Origin of the sequence: Mycolicibacterium fluoranthenivorans (genome assembly GCF_011758805.1) — a bacterium.
Lineage (GTDB): Bacteria > Actinomycetota > Actinomycetes > Mycobacteriales > Mycobacteriaceae > Mycobacterium > Mycobacterium fluoranthenivorans.
Genome location: NZ_JAANOW010000001.1, coordinates 3,101,552 through 3,116,786, shown reverse-complemented (window position 1 = coordinate 3,116,786; position 15,235 = coordinate 3,101,552). Strand labels below are relative to the sequence as shown.

The following is a 15,235-nucleotide window of genomic DNA, read 5'->3' as shown; positions in this document are numbered from 1 at the left end:
ACGTGCGGAACAGGCGTGCCGCTCAGCCGTTTCGGCGCCACCAACGGGGCTTGCGCGGTTCAGATGTCGCCGGTGCTGCGGTGGCCGGCGGGTGCGGCTTCACCGGTTCGGCCTCGACCGCCGGTTCAGGCTCGGGCTCATCGCCATCGGCCGACGTCGTCGACCCGGCAGCCCGAGACATGGCGGCGGCCAACGACTCCGCGGCCGCCTCCAACTCGGCACCGAGATCAGATTCCTGAGCTTCGCTTTCCGCGTCAGCCGAATCACCCTGCAGGTCGGCTGCGGCCTCGGCCTCCTCGACCGCAGGGTCCGCTGCCGTCTGCTCGTCGACGTCCTCAGCCGAATCACCCTCGGCCAGTTCAGCCTCGGACTCAGAGTCAGGCTCAGCTTCGCCACCGGCGGGTTTCGTCAACCTGGCGGCCACCAGCGACGTCGCGGCGGCCAACGACTCCGCGGCCGCCTCCAACTCGGCACCGAGATCAGATTGCGCAGCGTCATCGTCCGACTCGGCGACCTCGGCAGGCTCCGGCTCCTCGGCCACCTCCAGGGTGTCCGCATCCACGGGCTCTTCGGCCTCGTCGGCGGCTTCCGCCTCCTCGACGATGTCCGCGTCCTCGGTATCGCCCACCGCGGCGGCATCCTCGGCTTCCGCAGCACCCGCGACAGTCGCGGCCGCCACCACACCGGTGGTCGCTCCGACCGCCGCCAGTTCCTTGGCCACGATGTCGTCGACCGGCGACTCGTCATCCTGTTTGCCGCGCAGCGATGCAGGATCCTCCCGGCCCTTGGGCGCGACCATGACGTAGACGACCGCCGCGACGAAGACGAACGTCGAGGTGAAGGTGTTCACCCGAATGCCGTCGACGGGCATGGAGGCCGGATCGCTACGCATCAGCTCGACCCAGAACCTGCCCACGCAGTATCCGGCCACATACAGTGCGAACAGCCGTCCGTGACCCATGTTGAAGCGTTTGTCGATCCACAGCAGCAGCGCGAAGATCAGCAGGTTCCACAACAGCTCGTACAGGAACGTCGGATGGACCACCGCCACCAGCTGTCCGTCGGACACACCGTTCAAGGTGTTCAACGCACCGCTGGCGTCGCGGCGCTCGTAGATCTCCAGACCCCACGGCAGCGTCGTCTCGCGACCGTAGAGCTCCTGGTTGAAGTAGTTGCCGAGCCGCCCGATCGCCTGCGCCAGGATGATGCCGGGCGCCACCGCATCGCCGAACGCGGGCAACGGGATCCCGCGCATGCGGCAGGCGATCCAGGCACCGACCGCACCGAGGGCCACCGCACCCCAGATACCGAGACCGCCGTCCCAGATCCGGAACGCCGCACCGAGCCCGGCACCGCCGTCACCGAAGTAGGTCTTCCAGTCGGTCATGACGTGATACAGCCGGCCACCGACCAGGCCGAACGGCACCGCCAGCAGCGCGACGTCGTAGATGACGCCCTGCTCACCACCGCGCGCCACCCACCGGCGGTCGCCGATGATCAGCGCGGCGACGATCCCGGCGATGATGCACAGCGCATACGCGCGAATCGGCACCGGGCCCAGATGCCACACGCCCTGGGCCGGAGTCGGAAAGTACGCGAGAACCGTCTCTGTCATGCGGGAATCCTCTGCCGCACGCCCTCGGCGAGCTCGGCGGTTAAGGCCCGCACCGCGGGAATACCGTCGTCGAGCGCGGACACCAGCGCCGATCCGACGATCACGCCGTCGGCGTAGGCGCCGATCTCGGCGGCCTGGGCACGCGAGCGCACACCCAACCCGACGCCGACGGGGATATCGGAGATCTCCCGAATCCGCTGCACCAACTCGGGAGCGGCGTTGGACACCGCATCGCGCGCGCCGGTCACACCCATGGTCGACGCGGCGTAGACGAACCCGCGCGAGGCTTCGATGGTCGCGGCCAGCCGCTCCGGGGTGGACGAGGGTGCCACCAGGAAGATGCGATCCAGATCGTGTTTCTCGGACGCCGCCACCCAGTCCCCCGCCTCATCCGGAATCAGATCCGGCGTGATCAAACCCAACCCACCGGCCGATGCGAGGTCGCGGGCAAAAGCGTCCACACCCCAACGCAACACCGGATTCCAATACGTCATCACCACGGCACGCCCACCGGCACCGCTGATGGCCTCGACGGCCCGCAAGGCATCACGCACCCGGACGCCACCGGCCAGCGCGACCTCGGTCGCCTTGGCGATCGTCGGCCCGTCCATCCCCGGATCGGAGTACGCCACACCGACTTCGACGATGTCACAACCCGATTCGACGAGTGCAGTCATCGCCGAGATCGAGGTGTCCACATCGGGATAGCCGGTCGGGAGGTATCCGATCAGTGCGGAACGCCCCTCGGCACGGCACGTGTCGAACAGATGCCCCAATCGGCTCACGAATCACCGTCCATTAGCCCGAACCATGTGGCGGCGGTCTCGACATCCTTGTCACCGCGTCCCGACAGATTCACCACGATCACCGAGGACGGGCCCAGTTCCACGCCCAGTTTCAGCGCACCGGCCACCGCGTGCGCCGACTCGATGGCGGGAATGATGCCCTCGGTACGGCACAGCAGCGCGAACGCGTCCATCGCCTCGGTATCGGTGATCGGCCGGTACTCGGCACGGCCCACATCCTTGAGCAACGCGTGCTCCGGCCCCACCCCGGGATAGTCCAAACCCGCAGAGATCGAATGCGATTCGATGGTCTGGCCGTCCTCGTCCTGCAACAGGTAGGAGAACGAGCCCTGGAAGGCGCCCGGCGTTCCACCGGTGAAGGTCGCGGCATGCCGCCCGGTCTCCACCCCGTCACCGGCGGCTTCGAAACCGATCAGCCGGACGTCCGGATCGTCGATGAACGCATGGAAGACGCCGATCGCGTTGGACCCGCCGCCCACACACGCCGTCACCGCGTCGGGTAGCCGGCCGGCCTGTTCGAGGATCTGGGCGCGCGCCTCCAACCCGATGATCCGCTGGAAATCGCGCACCATCAGGGGGAACGGGTGCGGCCCCGCCGCGGTACCGAAGGCGTAGTAGGTGTCGTCGGCGTGGGCGACCCAGTCGCGGAACGTCTCGTTGATCGCGTCCTTGAGTGTCTTCGAACCGGACTCCACCGCAACGACCTTCGCACCCAGCAGCCGCATCCGGGCCACGTTGAGGGCCTGGCGCGCGGTGTCGACCGCACCCATGTAGATGACGCACTCCAGACCCATCAGTGCGCACGCCGTCGCCGTGGCGACCCCGTGCTGACCGGCGCCGGTCTCGGCGATGACGCGGGTCTTACCCATCTGCTTGGCCAGCAGCGCCTGCCCGAGCACATTGTTGATCTTGTGCGACCCGGTGTGGTTGAGGTCCTCACGCTTGAGGAACAGCCGGGCGCCGCCGGCGTGCTCACCGAGGCGGGCCGCCTCGTACAGCGGCGAGGGACGGCCGGTGTAATGCCGCTGCAGCCGGTCGAGTTCGTCGAGGAAGGACTGATCGCGGCGCACCTTGTCGTAGGCGGCGGTGACTTCCTCGATGACGGCCATCAGCGCCTCGGGCACCAGGCGTCCGCCATAGGCGCCGAAATGGCCTTTGGCGTCGGGGTCATGACGTGTGGTTTCGGCCACCGCCGCGCTCATGCGGGGCAGTTGCGGGCCGGCGATATCGGCCATCTACCGGGCAGGTTTGGGGCAGGACGGATGGGCACCCGCGGTGACCAGGTCTGCGACGGCGCTGCGCGGGTCACCGCTGGTGACCAGGCCTTCGCCGACCAGCACCGCGTCGGCACCGGCACCGGCGTAGGCCAGCAGGTCGGCGGTGCCGCGCACCCCGGACTCGGCCACCCGGATGACACTGCTGGGCAGGCCGGGGGCGATCCGGGCGAAGCAGTCGCGGTCGACCTCGAGGGTCTTGAGGTCGCGGGCGTTGACCCCGATCAGGGTCGCACCGGCCTGCAGGGCACGGTCGGCCTCTTCCTCGGTGTGTACCTCGACCAGGGCGGTCATTCCCAGCGACTCGGTGCGGTCCAGCATCGACTCAAGCGCCTGCTGTTCCAGCGCCGCGACGATGAGCAACAGCATGTCGGCGCCGTGGGCGCGAGCCTCGTGAATCTGATACGGCCCGACGATGAAGTCCTTGCGCAGCACCGGAATCGACACCGCGGCGCGCACCGCGTCCAAGTCGTCGAGCGAGCCGCGGAAGCGGCGCTCTTCGGTCAGCACGCTGATGACGCGGGCGCCGCCTGCCTCGTAGGCACCGGCCAGCTGCGCCGGGTCGGCGATGGATGCCAGCTCACCGCGCGACGGGCTGGCCCGCTTCACCTCGGCGATCACCGCGATACCCGGTGCGCGCAGCGCCGCCATCACATCCAGCGGCGGCTGCGCATCCTTGGCGCGTTGTTTGATGTCCGCGAACGGAACCGCAGCTTCACGAGCGGCAACGTCGGCGCGAACTCCTTCGATGATGGAGTCGAGCACGTTCCCCGAACTCATGAGCCACCGTCCATTTCCGTCAGCCGGGACGCACCCGGATTCGTCTGCCTAGAGGCTAGTCGCCGATGCTGCACGGCCCGTCACCGACCCTTCGAGTCAGAACCGGCGTCCGGATCCGTGGGATCGGACCCCTCGTCCAGGGCGTCCCAGATCATCCGTTCCGACATCCCGTCCTCGGCGCTGTCACCGGTCACCGCCTCCCGGCGGACGGCGGGCGCGACGTACTTGGTGCCGGTGCCACGCGCGGTCGCCGCGGACCGGATGAGCAGGACGGCCGCGGCCAGGGTGAGCACCGCGGCGCCCACGGTGATGCCGGCGCCCAGATACTGCCGCGCGGAACCGACGAGCGCCGCGACGGGCACCTGCGCGAGGTCAGCGCCGCGTACCGCGATATCGCGGACCACCCACAGGCTGATCCCCAGGTAAGCCATCGCCGCGCTCGAGACGGCCACCAACACCGCCAGCAGTCGCAAGGCCCAGCCTCGCACCGCCAACGCGGCGACGGCCGCCGCGAGCAGCACCAGCGCCAGCGGTATCAGCGCGGTCGACCACTGCCCGCCCGTCAACGTCGACGTCTTGGGTTGCCCCAGACCGTCGAACGACGACACCTGCACCCACGTCAGCCGCGAGGCCCCCCACAGCGCCAGCGCGGCCAGTGCCAGTAGTGCCTGGGCGACCCGAATCATCGGACCGGCGGTCCGGAGCGAAGCGACCCGGGACTCGGTACGGCCAGCGTCTCGGCGGCCGCGACGGCGGCCAGCACCGCCTTGGCCTTGTTGGCGGACTCGTTGTATTCGTACGGCCCGTTCGAGTCGGCCACCACGCCGCCGCCGGCCTGCACATAAGCGGTGCCGTCGCGCATCAGCGCGGTGCGGATGGCGATGGCGAAGTCGGCGTTGCCGGCGAAGTCCAGGTAGCCCAGCACACCGCCGTACAGGCCGCGTCGGGTCAACTCGACCTCTTCGATGAGCTCCATGGCCCGCACCTTCGGGGCACCGGACAGCGTCCCGGCCGGGAAACAGGCGGTCACCGCATCCAGCGCGGTACTGCCCGGGGCCAGCTGCCCCGTCACCGTCGACACCAGGTGCATGACGTGGCTGTAGCGCTCGATATGGCTGTAGTCCTCGACCCGCACGGTGCCCGGTTCGCACACCCGGCCCAGATCGTTGCGGCCCAGGTCGACGAGCATGAGGTGCTCGGCGCGCTCCTTGTCGTCGGCGAGCAACTCCTTTTCCAGCAGGACGTCTTCCTCTTCGGTGTCCCCGCGCCAGCGGGTACCCGCGATCGGATGGGTGGTGGCCTTGCCGTCCTGCACCGTCACCAGGGCCTCGGGACTGGAGCCGACGATCGAGAAGTCCAGTCCTCCTTCGGCATTCGGAGCATTGAACAGGTACATGTACGGGCTGGGGTTGGTCACCCGCAGCATCCGGTACACATCGATGGGATCGGCACTGGTCGTCATCTCGAAGCGCTGTGAGGGCACCACCTGGAACGCCTCACCGGCCTTGATCTCCTCGACCAGCCCGTCGACGATGGCGGTGTACTCGGCGACGGTGCGCTGCGCCCGGTGCTGCGGTGCGGGCCGGGCGAAGGTGGCCACCGACGAGGGCAGCGGTTCGCCCAGCGCGGCCGTCATGATGTCCAGACGTCGCACCGCATCGTCGTAGGCCCAGTCGACCCGTTCGTCGGTGCCGTTCCAGTTCACCGCGTTGGCGATCAGGGTGATGGTGCCCTCGTGGTGATCGACGGCGGCGATATCGGTGGCCAGCAGCAGCAGCATGTCGGGCAGGTGCAGATCATCGACCGTCAGCTCCGGCAGCCGTTCCAGCCTGCGCACCATGTCGTAGGCGAAGAAGCCGACCAGTCCCGAGGACAGCGGGGGCAGACCGGGGACCGCGGCGGTGGCCAGCACGTCGAGCGTGGTGCGCAGGGCCTGCAGCGGATCCCCGCCGGACGGGGCGCCCTGCGGGGGTGCACCCAGCCAGACCGCCTCACCGTCGCGCACCGTCAGCGCCGACGGCGCGCCCGCACCGATGAACGACCAGCGCGACCAGGATCGGCCGTTCTCGGCGGATTCCAGCAGGAACGTGCCGGGTCGGTTGGCGGCCAGTTTCCGGTACGCCGACAGCGGGGTCTCGCTGTCGGCGAGGACCTTACGGGTCACCGGGACCACCCGGTGCTCGGCCGCCAGCGCCCGGAAGTCCTCACGTGAGGTGGTCGAAGCGAGCGTTTCGGCATGTACGTGCACGGGCCAATCCTCCCAGACGGCAGTAACGGCCTCGGCGTGCACATCCCCCCGTCGCTTCCCTCGCCCAGTAGCGTGTGCAGCCATGACTGCCATGAAGACGGGTGACACCGTCGCGGAGTTCACACTTCCCGATCAGACGGGTACGCCGCGCAGCTTGACGGGTTTGCTGGCCGACGGTCCGGTGGTGCTGTTCTTCTACCCGGCGGCCATGACACCGGGGTGCACCAAGGAGGCCTGTCACTTCCGCGATCTGGCCGGTGAGTTCGCCGCCGTCGGCGCGTCCCGGGTGGGGATCAGCACCGACGCGGTGGACAAGCAGGCCCGCTTTGCCGACCAGCAGAACTTCGACTACCCCCTGCTGTCGGACACCGAGGGTGTGGTCGCCGGACGGTTCGGGGTGAAACGTGGTCTGCTCGGCAAGCTGATGCCCGTCAAGCGGACCACGTTCGTCATCGACACCGATCGCACCGTCCTCGCGGTGATCTCCAGCGAGTTCAGCATGGACACCCATGCCGACAAAGCCCTCGAGGTGCTCAGGGCACGGTGAGCCCGTAGGTCGCCGTGAACAGTGCGAACAACTCGGCCGCGGTCATCTCGGCACCGCTGGCGTCGGTCCGTGCCTGGACGTGGCGGGCGAACTCCTGCTGCTGCCAGCGCGGCAGATCCAGCCCGTACTCGGTGGACAGCAGATAGGCGATACCACCTTTTCCGGACTGTGAGTTGACCCGGATGACCGCTTCATAGGTGCGGCCGATATCGGCCGGGTCGATCGGCAGATACGGCACCCGCCAATCGATCTCACGCTCGGAGCGCCCTTCGGCGATCGCCCGGTCCCGGTGCTCGGCGAAGCCTTTCTTGATGGCGTCCTGATGGGTACCTGAGAACGCCGTGTGCACCAGCGCACCGGCGTACGGATGCCGGTCGTGGATCGGCATCCGGGTGCAGTGTGCGACGGTGCGGGCGATCTCGTCGATATCGGAGAAGTCGATCTTCGGGTCGACACCTTGGGCGTACAGATTCAGCGCCAAGGTGGCGATGTCGACGTTGCCGGTCCGTTCGCCGTTGCCGAACACACAGCCCTCCACGCGCTGCGCCCCGGCCAACACCGCCAGTTCGGCGCAGGCGACACCGGTGCCCCGGTCGTTGTGGGGATGCACCGACAGGATGACGCTGTCACGGCGGGCCAGGTTGCGGTGCATGTACTCGATCTGGTCGGCGTACACGTTCGGGGTGGCGACCTCGACGGTGGCCGGCAGATTGAGGATGACGGGTCGGGCGGGGCAGGCTTGCCACAGTGCCGTCATCGCATCGCAGATATCGAGTACGTAGTCGGGCTCGGTGAGGTTGAACACCTCGGGCGAGAATTCGAACCGGACGTTCGGGCGGTCGCCGGCCAACTCCAGCACGTCCTGTCCACCGGCCAGGATCAGGTCTCGGAGCTCATCGCGATCCTTACCGAGCACGGTGTCCCGCCATACCGGTGCGGTGGCGGTGTACATGTGGATGACGACATCGCCGGCGAGGCCGTCGATCGATGCCACCGTCCGCTCGATCAGATCGCGCCGGGCGGGGGTGAACACCACGATCGTCACGTCGTCGGGGGCGATGCCCGACTCGGCGATGAGCCGGACGAAGTCGTAGTCGGTCTGCGAGGCGGACGGATAGCCGACCTCGATCTCCTTGTAGCCCATGCTCACCAGCAACTCGAAGAACCGTCTCTTGCGGGCCGGGTCCATCGGTTCGGCGAGCGCCTGGTTGCCGTCGCGCAGGTCCACCGGTACCCACAGCGGCGATTCGGTGAGCCGCGCGTCGGGCCAATGCCGCTGCCGCAGAGGCACGTCCACGCGATCGTAGACATCTTGGTAGCGATGCCAGGGCATCGGCGACGGTTGTTGACGATTCCAGATCATGAGTGTTCCTGTTCGGTCGAAGGGATCCGACCGGCGCACCACAGCCCCACGGCAGGGGGCCGGTCGGTCAGGCCCTGCCGAGGCGGCTAAGGAGAAGCTGGCGCGTCATGATGGTTAAACTGTACACAACTCCTCAGACAAGTAGAGAGGTTGTGATGGTCACCCAGGTTCAGCGGCATCCCTTGGCCGCCCAGGCCGCACAGCTGTTGCTGACCCGGATCCGCGATGGTGAATGGCCACTCGGCCACCGGCTACCGGGCGAGACGACCCTGGCCGCGCAGCTCGGGGTCGGCCGGTCCACCCTGCGCGAAGCCATCCGCGAACTGGCCGGCAAGGGGGTACTGGAAAGCCGCCAGGGCGCGGGTGTGTTCGTCACCGCCCTGGATGCCGGCGAGGATTGGGACGCCGTGCTGCGGCGTTCCACCATCGCCGCGGTCATCGAAGCCCGCATCGCCATCGAGGCCGAAGCCGCAGCACTTGCCGCGACCCGGCGCACGCCGGCCGACCTGAGGGAGATCCGCCGGGCCCTGGCCGCCCGCGGCGTGCCGGACCAATCGGTATCCGATCACGTGGACGCCGATATGGCGTTCCACCGCGCCGTCATCTCCGCGGCCCACAACGAGGTGCTGATCCAGCTCTTCGACGCGTTCCTGCCGAGATTGCGCACGGCCATGATCGACATGCTCAAGATCGCACCGGTGTCATCCGAAGCGGCGGACCACGCCTGCCATCAGGAACTCGCCGAGGCCATCGCCACCCGCTCCCCCGAGGCCGCCGCGGCCGCCAGCCGAACTCACCTGACCGCACTGATGGAGTCCTTCACATGACCCCCGTCCTGGAGATCACCGATGTCACCTTCCGCCGCGAGGGCAAACAGATCATCGACGGCATCTCGCTGACGGTGCAGGCCGGTGAACACTGGGCACTGCTGGGCCCCAACGGCGCGGGCAAGAGCACGCTGCTGGGTTTCTGTGCGGCCGTGACGTTTCCGACCACCGGAACGGTCCGGGTGCTCGGCGCCCAGATGGGCCAGACCGACCTGTCCGTGCTGCGGCGCAATATCGGGCATGTGAACCCACGGCACCGACTGCAGTATCCGCTGACGGTGCGCGAGGTGGTGCTCACCGGGATCACCGCCACCGTCGACACCGCGGCGCGGTGGACGCCCACCGTCGAGCAGGTGGCCCGCGCCGAGGAGTTGATCACCACCGTCGGGCTGTCGGCTCGGGCGGACTCGGTGTGGCCCACCCTGTCTCAAGGCGAACGGGGACGCACCTTGATCGCGCGCGCCCTGATCTCCGATCCCCGCCTGCTGCTGCTGGACGAACCGACCACCGGACTGGACGTGGCCGCCCGCGAACAGTTACTGGAAACCCTTGACACGCTCGATGATTCGCATCCGGACATGGCCTCGATCCTGGTGACCCATCACCTCGAGGAGTTGCCGACGTCCACCACCCACGCCCTGCTGATCGGCCAGGGCCGCACGGTGGCCGCCGGACCGGCCCGCGACACCGTCACCACCGAACACGTCACCGCGGCATTCGAGCACCCGGTCACCGTGGGCTTCCAGGACGGTCGCTGGACCGCGCGCGCCAAGGCGAGCTCGCGGGTGCACTGACCGACTTCACGCGTCGCGGCGGCGCCGGCGCGCCTCGCGGTGCCGGGTCACGGGCGTCGTGTCCAGCACCCGGTTCACCATGACGGCCAGAAAACGGGCGGGTTGCAGCGCCGGCGGAACCGTGTCGTGGCGGATCACGACGTTCGGCAACGCCGCCAGCGCCTCCTCGACGGCCGCCGTCTCGACATCGACGATCTCGAAAAGTGCGTCCGGTTCCGCCTTTTCGAGGCTGTCGACCTCGTCCCCGGTGGTGTCCGCGGCGGGCGCGTCGTAGTCGATCATGATGAGTGCGACGGCGTGGTACGCATCATCCTCGGTGCCGAGTTTGGCCAACAGATCGATCAGCCATTCCGCCTTGTCCGGCTCGCTGGTCAGGATGGTCGACCGCAGACCGTAGACGAATCCGAGCGCGGCCAGTGGATGACGCAACCGCAGATTCTTGGCGTCGCCGTAACTCTCCTCCACGCGGTTGGCGGCGTTCTTCCCGAAACTGGAGTCCATCCGCTTGGTGCTGATCAGCAGTTCGGGCCCGGTGTCCCAGTCGGACATCACGATGTCGACCTGCTTCATGTAGTGCTTGCCGAGGACACTGGCACTCGAGCCGGCCACACCTTTCATCGAGCGCTGCAGCCGGTGCTCGATGAGCTGGCGTTCCTTGATCGGAAGCGCCTCCAGCAGATTGGCGATGGCACTGGGCATGATGCGCGGCTCGACGGCCCGCGGCCACACGGCATTGGTGTCGAAACCGGCGCGGCGCAGCTCATAGGACAGCCAGACATCGAGCGCCAGTGCGGGCACCCCGGTGGTGGACGGCGCATCCAGATGCAGCGGCACCCCGAGCAGCCGGCGCAGCACCCTGAAGTCGGGCTCGTACACCACGGTGTCCTCGCTGCGCCGCCAGGGACTGGTGTGCTCCCCGTGGGGCGCCGCATCGGCGACGATTCTGTCGAAGATGGCCCACGCGGTGGCTTTCGTGGACGGTTCAGCGGGCACGCCGCGACCTTACCGCGCGCCTGGTGGCCAGCGAATCACGCGCTGCGCGAATCGAATCCATATCACCGAGCCCCAGCGCACCGTCGATGGTCGCCACCGCGTCGAGCAACCTGCCCTTGGCCAGCAGACCCGCCACCGCGCGCCGTGCCGCGCGGAGCTGCCCGGCACGGGCGGCGATCAACTCGGCGGACGGCACCAGCCAGCGGTCCGCCTCGCGCGGCTCGAGCTTGAGAATGCCGCCACCGTAGGAACGCCCCACGATCTCCGCGTGCAGCACCGTCGCCGAATTCAAGGAGGCCAGGGGCAGCAGGTCCTGCCCCAGCGCGGTCAGCTCGTCACGCAGATAGACACCGTGCACCGAGTTGAGGTGATGGGCCGCCGCCCGGTTGGTGACCAGGCGCGGAGTGTCGGCGTTCATACAGGTGAGCAGCAGGTGTGCCGGCGCCAGCAGCGGGACGACGAACCAGGGGTTGCGCACCCGGCACTTGTAGGCCAGGTGCACACCGGCGGCGTGACCGGCCTCGATGTACCGCTGCGCCGCCGCCGACGTGGCGCCGCCGGGCCGGAACAGGTGGATCGACTTGCCGTCCTCCCCCAGCCGGCGCAGTTGGGCGCCGGTGAGGGTGAGACCGCGCAGGTGCGCACTGCCGGGCGGCGAGAGCGGGAGCAGGTCGCCGGGGCGCAGCCCGAGCTCACGTACCCGGTCCGGCGACAGCGCGAAATAGCCGTTGTTGCCGGTGACCATGCCGAGCGTGGTGTCTCCCCACTGGTCCAGTGTCGTGAGACTGCCGGTGTCGTGCAGCGTGTGCAGCTGCTCCACCGGGGCGGCACCCACCAGGCCGCTGACCCACTTGTCGGCGGGATCGCGGGGTGACCAATGCCGTTGCGCCAGTTCCGATGTCAGGGATTTTGCGTTGCGGGCCCGGTGAATGACGGCGTGTCCCGAGGGTCCGCCGTCGAAACCGTCGGCCAGCAGCAGCACCACATCCGCCTCGGCCTCGGGAAACACCTGCTCGTCGAACATCACCAGTTCGACCGTGGCGAACCGGTCGAACAGGAACTTGCGCACCGGCGCCGCGTAGTTGACGCTGAGCAGCTCGGCGGGCAGGACCAGGGCCAGCCGCCCGCCGGGCCGCAGGAACAGCGCCGCGTGCACGGTGAATGCCGCCCAGCTCGACGCCAGGCCGGACAGGCTGACACCCGCGGCCAGGGCGGCCCGCCGCGACTGGGCGCGGGCCTGGCCCCGGAAGTCCTGATAGCGGATATAGGGCGGGTTGCCGATGACCGCGGTGTAGGACGGCTGCGGGTCGACGGCGAAGAAGTCGGCCGTGCGGATGCGTGCCGTGCCGCCGGCTGCGGTCACCCGCTTACGGGCCGCGCGGGCACTGGCCGGATGGATCTCCACGCCGTCGAGCAGCGGGGCGGCCGCACCGAGATCGGTGAGGCGTCGGGCCGCGGCGACGAGGAACGCCGCCTCGCCTGCCGACGGCTCGAAGACACGGTCCGCGGAGTCGCGGACCGCCCACTGGGCCAGGTAGTGGGTGATCTCCGGCGGGGTGAAGAAGGCACCGCGCGCTTTGCGGGCCCCGGCGGAATCGATCACGCTGGCCATTCTGTCCGACCACACCGACAAGTCGGCGCAGACCACGCCGTCGCGGCGGGGCCGTCGCCCAGGAATCGCTTCGATTGGCTAAGCTTTCGGCATGAGCAAGTCAGCAGTGGCGGCAGCACTGGCCGCAGGCGCGATCATCGGCTCGTCCCTGGGCTTCGGGCTGGCCACGGCCGGCGCCGAGCCGGTAGATCCCGGCGGACCCGCCTTGGAAGCGCCCGCCAACGCGCCGCGCAAACCCGCCGAATTCTGGCAGGGTCACCCGATGGTCTGGTGGGACTGGGGTTCCGGCGGGCACTGGGGTGTCTGGACCAACGGGCAGTTCCTGCCCTTCACCTGATCGGTCCGCCGGTGGCCCAGCCAGGGCCGGCGGCGTAGCCGAGTACTCGGGTGTTCGAACGGATGCTAACTCTGCGGCGGCAGCAGCAGATCCGCGTCGAAGCAGGTGTGATCGCCGGTGTGGCAGGCGCCACCCACCTGGTCGACCTCCAGCAGCACGGTGTCACCGTCGCAGTCCAGGCGCACCGAGTGCACGTGCTGGGTGTGGCCCGAGGTGGCGCCTTTGATCCACTGTTCGCCCCGTGAGCGCGAGAAGTAGGTGGCCTCACGGGTTTCCAGGGTGCGGGCCAGCGCGGCGTCGTCCATCCAGGCGACCATCAGCACGTCACCGGTGCCGTGCTCCTGAACGACCGCGGCGAACAGCCCGTCGGCGTTGCGTTTGAGCCGGGCGGCGATATCGGGATCGAGCTCGCTCATCGGACCACACCCAGACTTGTCCTCTTCGCTTCGCTCATCGGACGGTGATCCCCTCGGCTGCCATCGCCGCCTTCACCTGACCGATCGTCAGCTCCCGGAAATGGAACACGCTGGCCGCCAGCACGGCGTCGGCACCGGCGGCCACTGCGGGGGCGAAGTGATCCACCGCTCCGGCGCCACCGCTGGCGATCACCGGCACCGTGACCGCGGCGCGGACCGCACGCAGCATCGCCAAGTCGAAACCGGCCTTGGTGCCGTCGGCGTCCATCGAATTCAGCAGGATCTCCCCCACCCCGAGTTCAGCTCCGCGCCTGGCCCATTCGACGGCATCGATGCCGGTGCCGCGCCGGCCACCGTGGGTGGTGACCTCCCAGCCCGACGGCGTCGGCGCCGAGCCGTCCGGCACCGTGCGGGCATCGACGCTGAGCACGATGCACTGCGACCCGAACTGGCGCGCCAGCTCGGCCAGCAGCTCCGGGCGGGCGATGGCCGCGGTGTTCACCGATACCTTGTCCGCACCGGCGCGCAGCAGGGTGTCCACATCCTCGACCGACCGGACTCCACCACCCACGGTGAGCGGGATGAACACCTGCTCCGCGGTGCGACGCACCACCTCCAGCATGGTGGACCGCCCCGAGGAGGACGCGGTGACGTCCAGGAAGGTCAGCTCGTCGGCGCCTTCGGCATCGTAGGCGGCCGCAAGTTCGACGGGATCGCCCGCATCCCTGAGGTTCTCGAAGTTGACCCCCTTGACCACCCGGCCGGCGTCGACGTCCAGGCAGGGAATGACACGGGTGGCGACATCACTGGTCACAGGTAATCCTCCGGGTTGCCCGCCGAGGCGACGATCTCCAGCATGCGGGCGTGCACACCGGGTGCGGCGGCCAGCGCCGATTTCGACTCGGCCGTCCAGGGCGCGCCGGCCAGGTCGGTGACGACACCGCCGGCAGCCCGCACCAGTGCCACACCCGCCGCGTGGTCCCAGATGTGGTGGCCGAAACTGATCGCCGCACTGAGGATTCCGGCGGCGACATAGGCCAGGTCCACCCCGGTGGCGCCGTGCATGCGAACCCGCGAACACTCACGGCTCAGGTTGGCCAGCACCTCGGCCCGGTACCGGCCGGGGAACCGGCCACGAGAATCGATGTTGAAGGTCTGGATCCCGACGATCGAATCGGCCAGCGTCGGCGCGTCGAGCGGGGGCAGCACCACGCCGGCGTCGCGCACCGGTCCGCCGGCCAGCGCGGTGTAACGCTGTCCCATGAACGGCAGCCAGGTCAGCCCGGCGACCGGCACACCGTTGTGCAGCAGTCCCAACAGGATGGCCGCCATGGGAGAGCCGGCCGCATAGTTGAACGTGCCGTCGATCGGGTCGAGTACCCACACCAGTTCGGAATCGATCGGTTCGCCACCGAACTCCTCGCCGTGCACCCCGATGCCGGTCTGCTCCTGCAGCGCCGCGACGACCTGGCGTTCGATCGCGAGGTCGACCTCGGTCGCGAAATCGTTGCCCTGTTTGCGAACAGCCGAGTCAGCTCGGTGGCCCGCGACGAACTGAACCGATGCCGCATCGAGGATCGCGGTCGCGGTGGCGACCAGCGCGGTCAGCCGGTTGGCATCCAT

General features: G+C 68.8%; 15 protein-coding genes and 1 pseudogene. 4 read left to right on the top strand and 12 right to left on the bottom strand.

The window, feature by feature from the left end:
- Positions 1-22: 22 nt before the first annotated feature.
- From lgt to FHU31_RS15020, 6 genes are all read right to left on the bottom strand, one after another.
- On the bottom strand, positions 23-1,615 hold the full coding sequence (gene lgt / locus FHU31_RS15045) for a prolipoprotein diacylglyceryl transferase (protein ID WP_167159495.1): 1,593 nt from the start codon (positions 1,613-1,615) through the stop codon (positions 23-25).
- Positions 1,612-2,400, bottom strand: a complete 789-nt coding sequence (gene trpA / locus FHU31_RS15040) for a tryptophan synthase subunit alpha (protein WP_167159493.1) — start codon at positions 2,398-2,400, stop codon at positions 1,612-1,614. The genes lgt and trpA overlap by 4 nt, the downstream gene beginning before the upstream one ends.
- Complete coding sequence (gene trpB, locus FHU31_RS15035) at positions 2,397-3,656, bottom strand: tryptophan synthase subunit beta (RefSeq protein ID WP_167159491.1); 1,260 nt, start codon at positions 3,654-3,656, stop codon at positions 2,397-2,399. Before trpB ends, trpA begins: the two co-directional genes overlap by 4 nt.
- Positions 3,657-4,475, bottom strand: a complete 819-nt coding sequence (trpC, locus tag FHU31_RS15030; RefSeq protein ID WP_167159489.1) for an indole-3-glycerol phosphate synthase TrpC — start codon at positions 4,473-4,475, stop codon at positions 3,657-3,659.
- Between the two features lie 80 nt (positions 4,476-4,555).
- Positions 4,556-5,161 (bottom strand): TIGR02234 family membrane protein, encoded by a 606-nt coding sequence (locus FHU31_RS15025; protein WP_167159487.1) that lies wholly within the window; start codon positions 5,159-5,161, stop codon positions 4,556-4,558.
- A complete protein-coding gene (locus tag FHU31_RS15020; protein ID WP_409371233.1) occupies positions 5,158-6,816 on the bottom strand; it encodes an anthranilate synthase component I in 1,659 nt (552 codons plus the stop codon). Before FHU31_RS15020 ends, FHU31_RS15025 begins: the two co-directional genes overlap by 4 nt.
- On the opposite strand from FHU31_RS15020, the gene FHU31_RS15015 reads away from it, so the two are divergent.
- Positions 6,815-7,270: a peroxiredoxin gene (locus FHU31_RS15015; protein ID WP_167161049.1), complete on the top strand. Its 456-nt coding sequence runs from the start codon at positions 6,815-6,817 to the stop codon at positions 7,268-7,270. The genes FHU31_RS15020 and FHU31_RS15015 overlap by 2 nt on opposite strands.
- Before the next feature lie 4 nt (positions 7,271-7,274).
- On the opposite strand, the pseudogene FHU31_RS15010 reads toward FHU31_RS15015, so the two are convergent.
- Positions 7,275-8,603, bottom strand: a pseudogene (locus tag FHU31_RS15010) (2-isopropylmalate synthase); the annotation flags it as partial.
- Positions 8,604-8,788: 185 nt separating this feature from the next.
- Here FHU31_RS15010 and FHU31_RS15005 point away from each other — a divergent pair.
- Positions 8,789-9,460: a FadR/GntR family transcriptional regulator gene (locus FHU31_RS15005; RefSeq protein WP_167159484.1), complete on the top strand. Its 672-nt coding sequence runs from the start codon at positions 8,789-8,791 to the stop codon at positions 9,458-9,460.
- On the top strand, positions 9,457-10,254 hold the full coding sequence (locus FHU31_RS15000) for an ABC transporter ATP-binding protein (RefSeq protein WP_167159482.1): 798 nt from the start codon (positions 9,457-9,459) through the stop codon (positions 10,252-10,254). The genes FHU31_RS15005 and FHU31_RS15000 overlap by 4 nt, the downstream gene beginning before the upstream one ends.
- A gap of 6 nt (positions 10,255-10,260) precedes the next feature.
- Here the strand turns inward: FHU31_RS15000 and FHU31_RS14995 are convergent, their stop codons facing one another.
- Positions 10,261-11,247: a hypothetical protein gene (locus tag FHU31_RS14995; RefSeq protein ID WP_167159480.1), complete on the bottom strand. Its 987-nt coding sequence runs from the start codon at positions 11,245-11,247 to the stop codon at positions 10,261-10,263.
- Positions 11,237-12,859: an N-6 DNA methylase gene (locus FHU31_RS14990; RefSeq protein WP_167159478.1), complete on the bottom strand. Its 1,623-nt coding sequence runs from the start codon at positions 12,857-12,859 to the stop codon at positions 11,237-11,239. The genes FHU31_RS14995 and FHU31_RS14990 overlap by 11 nt, the downstream gene beginning before the upstream one ends.
- Before the next feature lie 91 nt (positions 12,860-12,950).
- Here FHU31_RS14990 and FHU31_RS14985 point away from each other — a divergent pair, with 91 nt between their 5' ends.
- Positions 12,951-13,196 (top strand): hypothetical protein, encoded by a 246-nt coding sequence (locus tag FHU31_RS14985; RefSeq protein WP_167159476.1) that lies wholly within the window; start codon positions 12,951-12,953, stop codon positions 13,194-13,196.
- A 65-nt stretch (positions 13,197-13,261) separates the two neighbouring features.
- Here FHU31_RS14985 and hisI read toward each other — a convergent pair whose 3' ends face one another.
- From hisI to FHU31_RS14970, 3 genes are read right to left on the bottom strand one after another with little or no spacing between them, the layout of a single operon-like run.
- Positions 13,262-13,612, bottom strand: coding sequence for a phosphoribosyl-AMP cyclohydrolase (gene hisI / locus FHU31_RS14980; RefSeq protein ID WP_167159474.1), 351 nt, complete (start codon positions 13,610-13,612; stop codon positions 13,262-13,264).
- Positions 13,613-13,646: 34 nt separating this feature from the next.
- On the bottom strand, positions 13,647-14,426 hold the full coding sequence (gene hisF / locus FHU31_RS14975) for an imidazole glycerol phosphate synthase subunit HisF (RefSeq protein ID WP_167159472.1): 780 nt from the start codon (positions 14,424-14,426) through the stop codon (positions 13,647-13,649).
- Positions 14,423-15,235, bottom strand: a complete 813-nt coding sequence (locus tag FHU31_RS14970; protein WP_167159470.1) for an inositol monophosphatase family protein — start codon at positions 15,233-15,235, stop codon at positions 14,423-14,425. Before FHU31_RS14970 ends, hisF begins: the two co-directional genes overlap by 4 nt.